This window comes from Nonomuraea antri (genome assembly GCF_013283785.1).
Lineage (GTDB): Bacteria > Actinomycetota > Actinomycetes > Streptosporangiales > Streptosporangiaceae > Nonomuraea > Nonomuraea antri.
This window is the reverse complement of record NZ_JABCPZ010000141.1, coordinates 1-14,989: the sequence shown is the minus strand read 5'-3', so window position 1 is coordinate 14,989 and position 14,989 is coordinate 1. Positions and strand designations below refer to the sequence as shown.

Annotated in this window: 13 protein-coding genes and 1 pseudogene; 9 read left to right on the top strand and 5 right to left on the bottom strand. The window is 73.1% G+C overall.

The features are described 5' to 3' along the window. The first annotated feature begins 12 nt into the window (after nucleotides 1-12). Nucleotides 13-684: a M15 family metallopeptidase gene (locus tag HII36_RS35075; protein WP_173527615.1), complete on the top strand. Its 672-nt coding sequence runs from the start codon at nucleotides 13-15 to the stop codon at nucleotides 682-684. On the opposite strand, the gene HII36_RS35070 is transcribed toward HII36_RS35075, so the two are convergent. Next, nucleotides 569-1,684, bottom strand: a complete 1,116-nt coding sequence (locus HII36_RS35070; protein WP_173527614.1) for an Lrp/AsnC family transcriptional regulator — start codon at nucleotides 1,682-1,684, stop codon at nucleotides 569-571. The genes HII36_RS35075 and HII36_RS35070 overlap by 116 nt on opposite strands. A gap of 103 nt (nucleotides 1,685-1,787) precedes the next feature. Between HII36_RS35070 and HII36_RS35065 the strand changes: the two genes are divergently transcribed. The 7 genes from HII36_RS35065 to HII36_RS35035 are packed head-to-tail and all read left to right on the top strand — an operon-like array spanning nucleotide 1,788 to nucleotide 10,922. Then, on the top strand, nucleotides 1,788-3,353 hold the full coding sequence (locus tag HII36_RS35065) for an ABC transporter substrate-binding protein (protein WP_173527613.1): 1,566 nt from the start codon (nucleotides 1,788-1,790) through the stop codon (nucleotides 3,351-3,353). After that, nucleotides 3,353-4,348, top strand: coding sequence for an ABC transporter permease (locus HII36_RS35060; RefSeq protein ID WP_173527612.1), 996 nt, complete (start codon nucleotides 3,353-3,355; stop codon nucleotides 4,346-4,348). The genes HII36_RS35065 and HII36_RS35060 overlap by 1 nt, the downstream gene beginning before the upstream one ends. Further along, entirely contained in the window at nucleotides 4,345-6,159 is a 1,815-nt protein-coding gene (locus HII36_RS35055) for a dipeptide/oligopeptide/nickel ABC transporter permease/ATP-binding protein (protein WP_173527611.1), read from the top strand. The genes HII36_RS35060 and HII36_RS35055 overlap by 4 nt, the downstream gene beginning before the upstream one ends. A 28-nt stretch (nucleotides 6,160-6,187) precedes the next feature. After that, the gene (locus tag HII36_RS35050; RefSeq protein WP_328808022.1) at nucleotides 6,188-6,961 is read left to right on the top strand and encodes an ATP-binding cassette domain-containing protein; all 774 of its coding nucleotides are present in this window, start codon (nucleotides 6,188-6,190) and stop codon (nucleotides 6,959-6,961) included. After that, on the top strand, nucleotides 6,958-8,211 hold the full coding sequence (locus HII36_RS35045; protein WP_236004182.1) for an amidohydrolase: 1,254 nt from the start codon (nucleotides 6,958-6,960) through the stop codon (nucleotides 8,209-8,211). The genes HII36_RS35050 and HII36_RS35045 overlap by 4 nt, the downstream gene beginning before the upstream one ends. Beyond that, complete coding sequence (locus tag HII36_RS35040; RefSeq protein WP_173527610.1) at nucleotides 8,208-9,788, top strand: amidohydrolase; 1,581 nt, start codon at nucleotides 8,208-8,210, stop codon at nucleotides 9,786-9,788. The genes HII36_RS35045 and HII36_RS35040 overlap by 4 nt, the downstream gene beginning before the upstream one ends. A gap of 48 nt (nucleotides 9,789-9,836) precedes the next feature. Next, a complete protein-coding gene (locus tag HII36_RS35035) occupies nucleotides 9,837-10,922 on the top strand; it encodes a carboxylate-amine ligase (RefSeq protein WP_173527609.1) in 1,086 nt (361 codons plus the stop codon). Between the two features lie 20 nt (nucleotides 10,923-10,942). On the opposite strand, the gene HII36_RS35030 is transcribed toward HII36_RS35035, so the two are convergent. From HII36_RS35030 to HII36_RS59315, 4 genes are all read right to left on the bottom strand, one after another. Continuing rightward, nucleotides 10,943-11,737 (bottom strand): hypothetical protein, encoded by a 795-nt coding sequence (locus tag HII36_RS35030; protein ID WP_173527608.1) that lies wholly within the window; start codon nucleotides 11,735-11,737, stop codon nucleotides 10,943-10,945. Beyond that, nucleotides 11,738-13,645, bottom strand: a complete 1,908-nt coding sequence (locus HII36_RS35025) for a hypothetical protein (RefSeq protein WP_173527607.1) — start codon at nucleotides 13,643-13,645, stop codon at nucleotides 11,738-11,740. Continuing rightward, entirely contained in the window at nucleotides 13,636-14,385 is a 750-nt protein-coding gene (locus tag HII36_RS35020) for an ABC transporter ATP-binding protein (protein WP_173527606.1), read from the bottom strand. Before HII36_RS35020 ends, HII36_RS35025 begins: the two co-directional genes overlap by 10 nt. A 127-nt stretch (nucleotides 14,386-14,512) precedes the next feature. Next, nucleotides 14,513-14,752 (bottom strand): hypothetical protein, encoded by a 240-nt coding sequence (locus HII36_RS59315; RefSeq protein WP_407940841.1) that lies wholly within the window; start codon nucleotides 14,750-14,752, stop codon nucleotides 14,513-14,515. Between HII36_RS59315 and HII36_RS59310 the strand changes: the two are divergent. Beyond that, nucleotides 14,741-14,989: pseudogene (locus HII36_RS59310) on the top strand (hypothetical protein); the annotation flags it as partial. The gene HII36_RS59315 and the pseudogene HII36_RS59310 overlap by 12 nt on opposite strands.

Here is a 14,989-nt window from a genome sequence, read left to right as displayed (position 1 = left end):
GAATTTCTGCCCATGTGGCAGTCAACGACGGACGTCGTGCTCATCTCCGACCCCCGCGTGGTCGCCGTCCCGGTGCGGGAGTGCGGCGAGCCGCTGGCCGACGTACGCGGCAGGCTGCGCGTCGACACCCGGCTGGCCGACGACGAAGGCGCGTACGCCCACCTGCGCGCGGGCCTGCTCGCCCGGCTGGAGCGCGCCGAGCGGCTGCTGCCCGACGGCTACCACCTGCTGATCGTGGAGGGCTATCGCCCGATCCCCACCCAGCGGCGCTACTTCGAGGACTACAAGCGGGAACTGCACGACGCCTTCCCCGGGCTGACCCCCGACGAGGTCCACGTGGCGGCCAGCCGCTACGTCTCCCCGGTGGAGGTCGCCCCGCACACCGCGGGCGCGGCGGTCGACCTGACCCTGTGCGACCCCGACGGCGCCGAGTACGACATGGGCACCCAGGTCAACGACAACCCGGAGCAGAGCGAGGGCGCCTGCTACACGGCCGCACTCAACATCTCCGCCGACGCCCGCGTCAACCGCAAGATCCTGGCCGCCGCGCTGGAGCCGGCCGGGCTGGTCAACTACCCGACAGAGTGGTGGCACTGGTCGTACGGCGACCGCTACTGGGCCATGTCCACCGGTGCGGCCGAGGCGCTGTACGGCCCCGCGCCGTTCCCCGGACCGGCGCGGTGAGATCCATCGGCACGTAGGCGACGCTGCGCCCGCGGGAGTCCAGCAGCCGGCCCAGCCGCTTGACCCACTTCAGCGTGACCGTCCTGTCCAGCACGCGCACGCCCGGGTAGCGGGCCGCCAGCTGCGACTCGAACCTGGCCAGGTCGCTCAGCTCGTGCGTCCACACCTGGGCGAGCAGGTTGGCCTCGCCCGCGACCGCGCACGACAGCCGGGTCTCGCGCATGCCCGCCACGCACTCGGCGACCTCGTCCAGATCGACCGGCGGAACGGCGAGCCAGAGCGTGGCCGTCACCTGCCAGCCTGCCATCAGGTGCGCCGCCTCGCCGCGCAGCACCACCCGGCCGCTGACCAGCAGGCCGGACAGCAGCCGCCGCACCGTGCTCTCCGGTCGGCCCACCGCCTCGGCGAGCTGCGCGTACGAACCGCGGCCGTCCGCGGCCAGCGCCAGGATCAGCCGGTTCTCCTCGTCGCTGATCGTGCCGGGGTCGGGCCGCAGGTCGCCGTAGCGTTCGAGGTCGCGGCGCTGCTCCTGGTCGAGTGAGTCGAGCCGCCACCTGCTGGCCTCGCGGTGGATCCGCTGGGCCAGGTGCGTGCGGGTGGCGGTGATGCCCGGCAGGTCGCCGAGCCGGTGCAGGACGTACTCGCCCATCGCGGTCAGGTCGCGCGCGGCGACGGTGAGCAGCAGGTCGCGGCCGCCCGTGGTGACCTCCACGCTCAGCGCGTGCGGGTCGGCGGACAGCCGGGCCGCCACCTGCTCGCGCAGTCCTGGCGCGCAGCTCACCTCCACCAGCGCGAACGCGCCGTACGACACCTGACGGGGGCCGTAGTAGCAGGTCACCCAGGCCGTGCCGGAGTCGCGCAGCCGCGCCCAGCGGCGTGACAGGGTGGCCGGATCGACCCCAAGCGGCCCCGACAGCCGGCTCCACGGCGCGCGCGGCGCCACCTGCAGGGCGTTGATCAACGCGAGGTCGAGTTCGTCCAACGTGGCGGATCTGTGCATGTGAGGCGGCTTCCGCTGGAAAACCGTGCAATTCACGGCCTGGATCGGGCGGGGTGCCGATTCTTGCAGAACCTCGGGTTCACCTCCATGCACGGAGACCACCATGACAGGATCGCGACTCACCGTCGGCGCCGCCTGCGCGCTGACGGCGCTGCTGGCCGCCGCCTGCACCACCGGCGGCGCCGCCCCGGGCTCGACCGGCGCCGCCGCCGGTCAGAACGGCACGCTCCGCTACGCCATCATCGCCGACGCCAACGGGTTCGACCCGGCCAAGGGCTCGGCCGTCAGCGACTACACCTTCGCCCGCCTGCTGTACGCCAGCCTGGTCGCCCGCGACGACGGCGGCAAGATCGTCCCCCGCCTCGCGGAGACGTGGCAGGTCACGCCCACGTCCGCGACCTTCACCCTGCGCAAGGGCCTGACCTGCTCCGACGGCAAACCGCTGACCGCCGCCGGCGTCGCGGCCTCGCTCAAGCGCTACGCCGACCCGGTGAACGGCGCCCAGGGCCGCGGCCTGGTCTTCGGCCCGGGCAACACGGTGGACATCACCTCCGACGACGCCGCCGGCACGGTCAGCGTCAAGCTCGGCACCCCCTGGTCGGACCTGCTGCTCGGGATGTCGCTGCCGGGCACCGGCATCGTGTGTGGACCAGGGCTGGCCGACCTGCAAGGACTCAACCGCGGCAGCGTGCAGGGCGCGGGCACTGGCCCCTACGTGGTGGAGAAGGCGCAGCGCGGCGCGGCGTACACGCTCAAGCTGCGCGACGGCTTCACCGCCTGGCCCGGCTACGCCAAGCTGCCCGCCGGCGACCCGCCCAGGACGCTGCAGATCTCGGTCATCAACAACGAGAGCACGATCGCCAACCAGCTCACCACCGGAGCGCTCGACTACGCCGCCTTCACCGGCCCGGACGGCGCCCGCTTCACCGGCGGCGGCCACACCACGATCACCGCGCCGATCCTGCGCATGTTCGTGGTCTTCAACCAGCGCGCCGGCCGCCCCGGCGCCGACGAGAAGATCCGCGCCGCCGTCGCCCAGGCCCTGGACGCCACCGCGTTCAACAAGGTGTACGGCGGCAAGGGCGAGGTGATGAAGAGCTACACCGACAGCACCAGCCCCTGCGTGAACACCGATGACGCGCTGGTGGCCAAGGCCGACCCGGCGGCCGCGAAGAAGGCGCTGAGCGGTGTCGAGCTCAAGCTGACCGGCACCAACGCGGTCGGCGGCGGCGCCGGCAACGCCTACGTGCAGGAGGCGCTGCGCGCCGCCGGCGCCGAGGTGACCCTGCGCAACGTGGACAACGCCACCTGGGCCACCGAGGTGCTCGGCAACAACGGCGACTGGGACATTACGGTCATGGCGCACCTGAACTTCTCCTCCTCGCTGACCTCGGGCGCGGTCCTGCTCACCGGACCGACGCCGCCCAAGGGCACCAACTTCGGCGGCGCGGAGAACCCCGAGTTCGCCAAGGGCATGGGCGCGGCGCTGGCCACCGTGGACGACACCGCCAAGTGCGCGGCCTGGACCGAGGCCCAGCGGGCGCTGCTGACCAGGCACGACGTGGTGCCGCTGGCCACCGTCCCGGTCACGTACGTGTTCACGCCGCGCGTCAAGGGCGTCACCCCGCTCGGCTTCCTCGACCCGACCTCGATCCGGATCACCAGCTGATGGCACGGGCCCCGGGTGCGGCCGGCGGGCAGCCGCCGTGGCGGCGGCCCTGGCCGCGGTTCCTGCTGCGGCGGCTGGGCGGCCTGGCCGGCGTGCTCGTCACGCTGGTCGTGGTCACGTTCCTGATGGTCCAGCTCATCCCGGGCGACCCGGCCAGGGCGCGGGCCGGCGCGGACGCCACGCCCCAGCAGGTCGAGCTGCTGCGCCACGAGCTCGGCCTGGACCGGCCGCTGCCCGAGCGGTTCGCCTCCTACACCGGCGGGCTGCTCGGCGGCGACCTCGGCACCTCGTTCCAGACCGGGGAACCCGTCGCGCAGGTGCTGGCCACCCGGCTGCCGTTCACGGCCGAGCTGGCGTTCCTGGCCATCGTCGTGGTGCTCGGCGTGGCCGTGCCGCTCGGGCTGGCCGTGGCCGTCGCCACCCGCGGGGGCCGGCGGCCACGGCTCGACACGGCCTTCACGTTCGTCTCCGGCCTGCTCGGGTCCACGCCCGAATACGTGCTCGGCACCCTGCTCGTGGTGGTCTTCGCGATCTGGCTGAACCTGCTGCCCGCGGCCGGGGCCGCCACCCTGTCGGCGCTGGTGCTGCCGGTCGTCGCCATCGGGCTGCCGGGCGCGCTGGTGATGGCCCGCGTCGTACGCAGGGAGGCCGCGGCCGTGCTCGACCAGGACTACCTGCGCACCGCACGCGGCCGCAGGCTGCCGCCGCTGACGCTCTACCTCAGGCACGCCCTGCCCAACCTGCTCACCGGCACGCTCACGCTCGGCGGCCTGACCCTGACCGCGCTGCTCGGCGGCACGGTCATCGTGGAGAGCGTCTTCAGCTGGCCGGGACTGGGCACCAGGGTCGTCGAGGCGATCCTGGTGCGCGACTACCCGGTGATCCAGGGCGCGGTGCTGATGCTCGGCCTGTTCGCCGCGCTGCTCAACCTGCTCGTCGACGTGCTGCTCGGCCTGCTGGACCCGCGCACGCTGACCGCGAGGAGCCCGTCGTGATCCGCTGGACGCCCGGGCTGCGGGCCGGCCTGATCGGGCTGGCCGTCATCGCCGTGATCGGCCTGGTCGCGCCCGTCTTCTTCGGCGAGGCCGCGCAGCGGCTGACCGGCGCCGCCCGGCAGGGCGCCTCGGCCGGACACTGGCTGGGCACCGACGCGCTCGGCCGCGACGTGCTGGCCCGCACGCTCGTCGCCACCCGGCTCACGCTGCTGATGACGCTGGCCGCGACCGCCATCGCGGGCACGATCGGCATCCTGCTCGGCGCGCTGGTCTGGGTGACCGGACCCCGGGTCAGGGAGGCCGGGCTGCGGCTCATCGACCTCATGGTGTCGTACCCGGCGGTGATCCTGGCGCTGGTGGTGGCCGCGATCCTGGGCGCCGGGCCGGTCGCGGCGGTGCTGGCCATCGGGGTGGCCTGGAGCCCGGCGTTCGCCAGGCTCACCGCGAACCTGGCCGCGTCCGTGGCCGGGCGCGACTTCGTGGCCACCGCCAGGCTGCTCGGCGTGCCGCCGGCGCGCCTGCTGACCAGGCATCTGCTGCCGAACATCGCCGAGCCGCTGCTCGTGCTGCTGTCGCTGGCGTTCGCCGGCACGCTGACCGCGTTGTCCGGGCTGTCGTTCCTGGGGCTCGGGGTGCAGCCGCCGTCCTATGACTGGGGTGCGCTGCTCAACACCGGGCTGGAGACGATCTACACCAACCCGGCCGAGGCGGTGGGGCCGGCGGTGGCCATCACGGTGACCGGGGTGCTGGCCGGGTTCGTCGGCGACGGGCTGGCGGCGGGCGCGAATCCGCGCACCGGCCGCCGCGCCGTGCCCGCGTCCGGGCCTGTCGCGCGGGAGGCCGGGGACGACGACGGTGAGGCGCTGCTGGCCGTCCGCGGGCTCACCGTGTCGCTGCCCGGCGGGGTGCGGCTGGTGGACGGGGTCTCGTTCGACGTCCACGCGGGCGAGATCGTCGGCATCGTGGGGGAGTCCGGGTCGGGCAAGAGCCTGACGGCGATGGCGGTGGCCCGGCTGCTGCCCGACGGCGTCCGCTCCGACGCGGCCACGCTGCGGCTCGGCGACCTGGACCTGACCGGCCGGGCCGACCAGGCGCGGCTGGCCACCGAGATCGGGATCGTCTATCAGGACCCGTCCTCCTCGTTCAACCCCGCCCTGCGCATGGAACGCCAGATCGTCGAGGTGCTGCGCAGGCACCTGCGCGTGCCCAGGCGCGAGGCGCGGCGGCGCGCCGTCGCCGCGCTGGAGTCGGTCGGCGTCAGCCGTCCCGAGCTGCGGCTGCGCCAGCATCCGCACGAGCTGTCCGGCGGCATGCGCCAGCGCGCCATGATCGCCTCCGCCGTGCTGCAGGAGCCCCGGCTGCTCATCGCCGACGAGCCCACCACCGCGCTGGACGTCACCGTCCAGGCCGAGGTGCTGGACCTGCTCCGCGGGATCAACCGGGACCAGGGCACCGCGATGGTGTTCATCTCGCACGACATCGGCGTGGTCGGCTCGCTGTGCCACCGGGTGCTCGTCATGTACGCCGGCCGCGTCGTCGAGGACCTGACGGTCGACGACCTGCGTGCCGGGCGGGCCGCGCATCCGTACACGCGGGCGCTGCTGGCCGCCACCCCGCGGCTGACCGGCGAAGGGACCGGCGAGCTGGCCACCATCCCTGGACGGCCGCCCGCGCCCGACGCCCGCCCGGCCGGGTGCGCGTTCGCGCCGCGCTGCCCGCTGGCCCTGCCGGTCTGCGCCGAGAGCGAGCCGCCCACCGTCCGCACCGGAACCGGCTGGGCCGCCTGTCACCTGCTGGAGGAGGCGTCATGAGGGTCTTCGCATCGACGGGAGGCGAATCGTGAGGCTGGTGGCGGAGCACGTCACGGTGGTGTTCGGGCACGGCTCGCGCGCGCACCTGGCACTCGACGACGTGAGCCTCGCGGTCGCGCCAGGCCGCACGCTCGGCCTGGTCGGTGAGTCCGGATCGGGCAAGTCCACGCTGGCCAGGGCCGTCGTCGGCCTGGTACGGCCCCGGTCGGGACGCATCCTGCTGGACGGCGCCGACCTCGGCGGGCTGCGCCGGTCCGAGCTGACCCGGGCCCGCCGCCGGGTCCAGCTCATCTCGCAGGACCCGTACGCGTCGCTCAACCCGCGCATGACCGTCGGCCAGGCCGTCGCCGAGGCCATCGACCCGCGCCGCGCCGACGTGCGCGCGCACGCCGCCGAGGTCAGGCGCTGGCTGGAGACCGTCGCGCTGGACGGCGCGGCCATGGACCGCTACCCGCACGAGTTCTCCGGCGGCCAGCGCCAGCGCATCGCCATCGCCCGCGCGCTCGCCGTCGAACCCGACGTGATCGTCGCCGACGAGATCACCTCCGCGCTGGACTGCTCGGTCCAGGCCGAGGTGCTCAACCTGCTGGCCGGCCTGCGCGCCAGGCTGCGGCTGACCATGCTGTTCATCTCCCACGACCTGGCCGTGGTCCGGCACGTCAGCGACGAGGTCGCGGTCATGCGGTCCGGCCGGATCGTCGAGCACGGCCCGTGCGCGCGGGTCTACGGCGAACCCGCGCACCCCTACACCAGAAGCCTGATCGACAGCGTTCCCTCGTTCCCTCTCCAGGAGGCGTCTTGACCACCGCCGGCGTGACCCGTGAGCTCCTCGACGCACTGCCGGTGCCCGAGCTGGTCGGCTACTACCGCGACCTGCACGCGCACCCCGAGCTGTCGATGAGCGAGCACCGCACCGCGGCCACGCTCGCCGAGCGGCTGCGCGCCGCCGGGTACGACACCACGGAGGGCGTCGGCGGCACCGGCGTGGCCGCCCTGCTGCGCAACGGCGACGGCCCGACGGTCATGATCCGCGCCGACCTGGACGCGCTGCCGATCGGCGAGGAGACCGGGCTGCCGTACGCCAGCACGGTGCCGGGCGTGATGCACGCCTGCGGCCACGACCTGCACACCACCTGCCTGGCCGGGACCGCGCAGGCGCTGGCCGCGGGCCGGGACGCCTGGTCGGGGACGCTGCTCGTGGTCGGCCAGCCGGCCGAGGAGACCGCCGAGGGCGCGCTGGCCATGGTGAACGACGGCCTGTTCAGCCGGTTCCCCCGCCCCGACGTGGTGCTCGGGCAGCACGTCGGCCCGACGCCGGTGGGCTCGATCGGGCACCGGGCCGGGCTGATCATGTCCGCGGCCACCAACGTGGACGTCCGCATCTTCGGCCGCGGCGGGCACGGCTCCGCGCCCGAGCTGTGCGTCGACCCGGTGGTGACGGCCGCGTACCTGGTGACCAGGCTGCAGTCCATCGTGTCCAGGGAGTTCGCCGCGACCGAGGCGGTGGTGGTGACCACCGGCCGGATCCAGGCGGGCACCACGGCCAACGTCATCCCCGACGAGGCGCTGGTCACCCTCAACATCAGGACCCAGACCCAGGACGCCCGCGACAAGGTCATCGACGCCATCAGGCGCATCGCCGACGCCGAGTGCGCCGCCTCGCGCTGCCCCAGGCCGCCGGAGATCACCCTGTCCGGCGACTTCCCCGTCACCATGAACGACCCGGACGTGGCCACGCGGGTGCGCGCCGTGCACGCCGAGCTGTTCGGCGAACCGCTGGTGGTCGAGTACGGTCCGCTGATGGGCAGCGAGGACTTCCCCGTGTTCGGCATGGCCGAGCATCATGGCGGGCAGGCCGTGCCGTACGCGTTCTGGTTCTTCGGCGGCACCGCCTGGGACCTGTGGAACGCGGCCCCTGGAGAAGGGCGGGAGAAGGTGCTGAACGTACCGGCCAACCACACACCGCGCTTCGCGCCGGACGCCGAGCCCGCGGTGCGTACCGGGGTGACCGCGCTGACCTCGGCCGCCCTGACCTACCTGGACCTGAGATGACGCGCGCCGATCTGGTCATCAGGGGGCGGTTGCTGACCGTCGATCCCAGCCGCCCGTCCGCGCGGGCGCTGGCCGTGCGCGACGGGCGGATCGTGGCCGTCGGCGCGGCGCACGAGATGCCGCCAGGCCCGGTCACCGACGTGGGCGACGCCTGCGTGATGCCGGGCTTCGTGGAGGCGCACGGCCACTTCGTCGGCGACGCGGTGGTGAGCTGCCTGGTCGACATCCGCCCCGTGACCGTGCCGGACGCCGCCCGGGTGGTCGCGCTGATCCGCGAGACGGTGGCCGGGCGCGGCGCGGCGTACTTCAGCGGCTGGGACGCGCTGCTGCAGAAGGGCCTGCCCGAGCCCACCCTGGCCTGGCTCGACGAGATCGCCCCGCACACCCCGCTGACGATCATGCACAACTCCGGCCACATCGTGTACTTCAACTCGGTGGCCGCCCGGCTGGCCGGGATCGGCGCGCACACGCCCGACCCGCCCGGAGGCCGCTTCGGCCGCACCCCGGCCGGCGAGCTCGACGGCACCGCCTACCAGCAGCCGGCCGCCAACCTGGTGCTCGAACCGCTGCTCCGCGAGGTGATTCCGCCCGCGATCGTCCCGGCGCTCAAGGCCGCCGCCGAGCGGGCCAACGCCGCCGGGGTCACGATGATGAGCGAGATGGGGCTCAACCCGGTCTACCGGCTCGCGCTCGACGCCGCCAGAGACCTGATCACGCTGCGGCTGCGGCTCTACGAGGTCTCGACGCCGGAGCGGCGCAGCGCGGCCGTCCCCGGCCAGGGCGACGACCTGATCCGCCAGATCGGCGTCAAGATGTGGGCCGACGGCTCGCCCTGGGTCGGTAACCTGGCCGCCACCTTCCCCTACCTCGACAACGCCGCCACCCGCCTGCTCGGCGTGCCCGGCGGGCGGTCCGAGGCCAACTACAGCGCCGCCGAGCTGCTGGAGATCTCCCGCGCGTACTTCGCCGCGGGCTGGCAGCTCGCCTGCCACGCCAACGGCGACCAGGCCGTCGAGCTGGTGCTGGACGCCTGGGAACGGCTGCTGCGCGACGCCGGCCGGCCCGATCACCGGCTGCGGCTGGAACACTGCAGCGCCATGCGGCCCGAGCAGTTCGCCAGGGCGCACGCGCTCGGCGTCACCTGCAGCCTGTTCCCCGACCACGTGTACTACTGGGGCGAGGTGCTGGCCGACGACCTGTTCGGCCCCGAGGTCGCCGACCGCTGGGCGCCGATCGCCCCGGCGCTGCGCTCGGGCATGCGGGTGTCGCTGCACAACGACTCGCCGGTCACCCCGGTCGAGCCGCTGCGCAACATCTCGGTGGCCGCCACCAGGATCAGCCGCCGCGGCCGCCGTTTCGGCGAGGCCATCGGCGTGGAGCAGGCCATCCGCGCGCAGACCGTCGACGCCGCCTACCAGCTCTTCGCCGACGACGTCACCGGCTCGCTGGAGGTGGGCAAGTACGCGGACCTGGTCGTGCTGGGCGCCGATCCACGCGAGGTCGATCCGGCGGCGATCGCCGACATTCCGGTCATAGCGACGTACCTGCAGGGCAGACAGGTTTCCCAGAGGGCGTGATACGGGCACAAACCGAACGGAGGGACTGGACTCCCCTGCGAGGTGTGCATGGTTCCGTTGATCGGGATCGAGGAGGAGTACCTCATCGTCGATCCCCGGACGCGCCACGTGGTTCCCCGAGCGGCCGAGGTCCTGGCCGCGGCGACGGACGTGCTCGACGTCGTCCACGAGATCACCCGATTCCAGGTGGAGGCCAGGAGCGCGCCGTCCTCCGACCTGACCGACCTGGGCGCGCAACTGCGCGCGGTGCGCAAGGAGGTGGCCGCCGCCGCCCGCACCTGCGGGCTCGCAGTCGTGGCCAGCGGCATCCCGGTGCTCGGCGACGTCGTCCCGCCGCCGCTCAGCGACGACGTCCGCTACCGGCAGGGCCAGGTGCTCTACCGGGCGTTGCAGGACGAGATCAGCATCTGCGCGCTGCACGTCCACGTGGACGTGCCGGACGAGGAGCACGCCGTCTACGTCGGCAACCACCTGCGTCCCTGGCTGCCGACATTGATCGCGATGGCCGCCAACTCGCCGTTCTTCGTCGGCCGTGACACCGGATACGCCTCGTGGCGGGTGATCTCGTGGGGTCGCTGGCCGGTGTCGGGCGCGCCGCCGTACTTCCCGTCCTTCGGCGACTACGAGCTGGCGCTGCGCGCATTGTCGGAATCCGGCGCGCTCATGGACCCGAAGACCGTCTTCTGGGACACCCGTCCCTCGCCCAAGCTGCCCACCATCGAGGTGCGGGTCGCGGACGTGCCGCTCGACGTCAGCGACAGCCTCACCATCATCGGCCTCATCCGCGCGCTGGTCGTGACCGCGCTGGCCGAGGTGGCGCGGGGCGATCGCGGGCTGCCCATCCCGTCGGAAGTGCTGCGCGCCGCCTACTGGCGGGCCGCCCGCGACGGACTCAACGGTTACGGCCTGGACGTGCGGCACGGCACGCTGGTGCCCGCGCCGATGATGGCCTCCCGGCTGCTCGAACACGTGCGTCCCGCGCTGGCCGAGGCCGGTGACCTGCCGTTCGTCGAGGAAGGGCTGGACCGGCTGCTGGCCCGCGGGTCCGGGGCCACCAGGCAGCGGCGGGTGCACGCGCGCGGCAACGGGCTCACCGAGGTGGTGGACGACCTCATCGAGGCGACCGTCGCCTGACCGTCCGCCAGGCGACTTCGCTACGGGAAGCCGTCGGACTCGGCCGCGGGACGGCCGTGCTCCCACATGTGCTCGAACTCGGTCATGAAGTGCCCGTACCAGCGGTGATCCCGGCCCGCCGCCAGCGTGAACACCGGATCGGGGCCGGCCGAGTGATGCGTGCCCAGCTCGACGTGGATCACGCCGTCGCGCGTGTCGGGATCGACCATGGCCAGGCCGAACGCGGGCACGAACCCGGTGAACCGCACCTCCAGCCGGGCGCCCGGCGCGAGGGCGAGCTGGCGCAGCAGGTCGATGGTGGAACGGACCCGGTTCTCGAAGATCTCCGGATGGTCCGGCACCGTGCTCCTGCGCGCGGCCTCCTGCGGGATCCCGCGCTCCGGGTCGATCAGCAGCACCTTCACCGTCGCGCCCTGCCGCAGCCTGGACTCCAGATCGACGAAGTGGTTGCGAATCGTCCTGCTCAGCGTCACGCCCACCAGCCGGATGTCGTCGCCCTGCGCGATGCGCTGCTCCAGGCCCTGCTTGACGGTGGTCAGCACCGCGTCGGCCGACACGTCACCGTTGATCCTCCGCTCGACCAGGCGGCCGAGCTCGGCGACCCGCTCGTCCAGGTCGGCGACCTGGTGGCGGGGGGTGAGCGCGTTCACGGCCATCACGGCGAGCGTGGCCAGCGTCGCGGCGGCGACCACCTCCGTCCTGACCACGCTGAACACCCCGAGCACGCCGACCACCAGTGCGATCAGCGCGGTGAGGTAGATCTCCAGGTTCCGGCCCGCGCCGAGATCGGCGAGCACCCGCCGCAACGGCCCCATTCACTCATCCTCGACGGCGGACACGCCCTTGGCCACTGGTTTCTCGGTCACCGGCTTCTCGTTCACTGGATTCTCGTTCACTGGTTTGTCGGCCACTGGCTTCTCGGCCACTGGTTTGTCGGCCACTCGTTTCTTGGCCTGGTACACCAGCCACAGGCCCACGCCGTACATGGCCAGGCCGAGCGCGATCATCCCGAAGGCCACCGGGTAACGCAGCCCCTCCGGCATGTGCGTGGCCAGGAACCAGGAGTGCCCGAGCTGCCCGTTCGCCACGAACACCGCGGCCACGATGCCCTGCGGGATGAGCGGGATCGCGCCCAGCGAGATGCACCACAACACGATCGCCCGCTGCACCTTGGGCATGTCGGGCAACTTCAGCCCCTGCCCGGCGCTCCCCCCGCCACTCCCACCGCTTGGACGGCGGCCGGTGCGCATGAGCTGCAGCAGCTCCGGGCCCCTGGCCTCCAGCCGGCGCCGCGTCAGCAGGCCGAAACCCCAGTACGCCAGCCCGCCCGTGACCACCCCGGTCACCACGCCCCACCAGCCGGCCAGCACCGCCACCACGACGGCCGGGGCCGCGGCGGCCGCCATGAGGACCAGCATCAGGTAGGCCAGGCCGGTCATCGCGCCGTCCTCGTCGCTGGTACGCAGCGGGTTCCCGCCGCGCCTGGCCGGGTCGGTGCCAGGGACCAGCCCGAACACCGAGACCATCGGGACCAGGCCGGCGCCGCCGCCGAGCAGCGCCGCCGTCGCGGCCAGGACCGGCGGCCACGGCCCGCCGGTGATCGCGGTGAACCCGAGCGTCACCGCCAGCCCGATCGGCGCCACGGTCAGCAGCCAGGCCCACTGCCTGCCCCGCACGTCCGACGCGCCCGGCGTCAGCAGCGTCAGCCACAGCGCGGTGCCGTCGGTGCCGTACAGGTTGGCGGTCATGGCCGCGGCCATCGCGATGAAGATCGGACCGGCCAGCGGCAACATCGTGTCGACGCCGACCAGCAGCGGCGAGCAGGCGAACGCCACCCCGTACGTCAGCGCGAACGTCAGCTGATGCGACCTGGCCAGGTCGCGCGACCAGGTACGCAGCTCCTTGGCCGCCACCGCGCCGTCCGCCGTCGCCGCCCGGATCGGCCTGCGCCCGCGCGTCGAAGGCCGGCTCGCCCCCGCGCGCCTGGTCAGCAGCGCCGCCCACGCGGCCAGCAGCAACACGACCAGGACCGCGAGCGCCGCCAGCGCCAGCACGTTCCCGCGCACCGCCAGCACACCCCACCCGGACGGCAGATACCGCACGACCGGCGGCACCTGCCCCTGCTGCCCGAGCGCCACCGCGAACACCCAGCTCTGACCGAGGAACGCGAGGACCACGCCGTTGATCACCCCGGCGCCGATCGCGCCCACCCGGGAGCGCAACGCGACGCCGAGCAGGCCCACCGTCACCTTCGACAGCAGCACGAACACCGCCAGCTGCAACACCATCGCGGGCAGCGCCACCAGCACGCCGAGCACGCTCTCCCGCGCGCCCAGCACCGCCAGGCCCACCATGGCCAGCAGCCCGACCGCCGGCGCCACGCCTACGAACGCCGACACCAGCAGCCCCGTGGCCATCCGGTGCGGCTTCAGCCCGACCAGCGAGAAGAACTCCGGCCGCAACGTCTCGTCGCCGCCGCCGGAGAAGACCGGGCCGATGATCCAGCCGAGCATCCAGACCGCGTAGGCGGCCGCCAGCAGGTCGCCGTCCAGGAAGGCCAGGTAGATCGTGCCCGCCGCGACCACCGCGCCGAGCGTGCCCGCGGTGGTCATCATGCTGCCGCGCTCGCCCGTCATGGAGTTGCGCAGGATGGCGATCTTCATCCTGACCATCGTCGCGGCCACCGGGTACAGGCCCGGCGCGGACGTCGTCGTCACAGCCATGACAGGCCCTTGGTGGCGGTGGTGCCCGCGCCGACCAGTTCCACGAACCTGTCCTCCAGCGTCGCCTCGCCACGCACCTCGGCCAGCGTGCCCGCCGCCGCCACCCGGCCCTTGTCGATCACCCCGACGTGGTCGCAGAGCTGCTCCACCAGCGCCATCACGTGGCTCGACAGGACGATCGAGCCGCCGCTCGCGACGAAACCGCGCAGGATCGTCTTGATCGTCGCCGCCGACACCGGGTCGACCGCCTCGAACGGCTCGTCCAGCACCAGCAGCCTGGGCGCGTGCAGCAACGCGATGGCCAGGCCGATCTTCTTGCGCATGCCGGTGGAGTACTCGATCACCAGCGTCTTCTCGGCCCCGTCCAGCTCCAGGACCGACAGCAGCTCCTCGGCCCGCTCGGCCACCACCTCCTTGCTCAGCCCGCGCAGCAGGCCGAGGAAGGTCAGCGCCTCACGGCCGGTGAGCCGCTCCGGCATGGCCAGCCCGTCGGGCAGCACCCCGACCAGCGACTTCGCATGAGCGGGATCGGACCACACATCGGCGCCGAAGATCCGCGACCGGCCGTCGTCGGGACGCAGCAGGCCGACCGCCATGGACAACGTGGTCGTCTTGCCCGCGCCGTTCTGGCCGACCAGGCCGTAGAAGGAGCCCTGCGGGACGGTGAGATCCACGTGGTCGACTGCGATGTGTTCGCCGAAGGTCTTCGAGAGACCGATGATTTCCAGTGCGGCTGTCATGACGGCCTTTCGCGGGGGAGAGATCGCGAATCGCGGGGGAGAGATCGCGAAATTCTAAGCAGCCATTCGAACGCGAAGGAAGATCGTCCTCAGGAAAGCGCACCTTCCCGATATCACGACCCCGATATCACCCCCTGATGCGCAGCCCACGGGGCGTGGGATGGAAACCGGCCGCTTCCAGCGCGGCGGCCAGCGGCGACTCGACGATGGGTGCGCCATCGGCACGCTCCACCGTCAGCTTCCCGAGCGCACCGTCGCGCACCGCCAGCGCCAGGGCGTCCACGGACGGCTGCAGCCGGTCGCCGTCGCCGAAGGACAGCAGGGTCTTGCCGCCGCGTTCGACGTAGAGGATCAGGTGACCGTCCACGAGGACGACGAGCGCGCCTGCCTTTCTACCCGGTTTGTGGCCTACATCGCCGGGATGCGGCGGCCAGGGGAGCGCGGCACCGTACGGATTGGCCGGATCAGCCGCCGCCAACACCACAACCCGCCGCTCACCGCGCCCTCCACCAAAGCCCCCGGAACCGCCAGGCCCACCGAAACCCCCAGGACCGCCACGCCCACCGAACCCCTCGGGGCCCCGATGCCCGCCGAGGTCCCCATG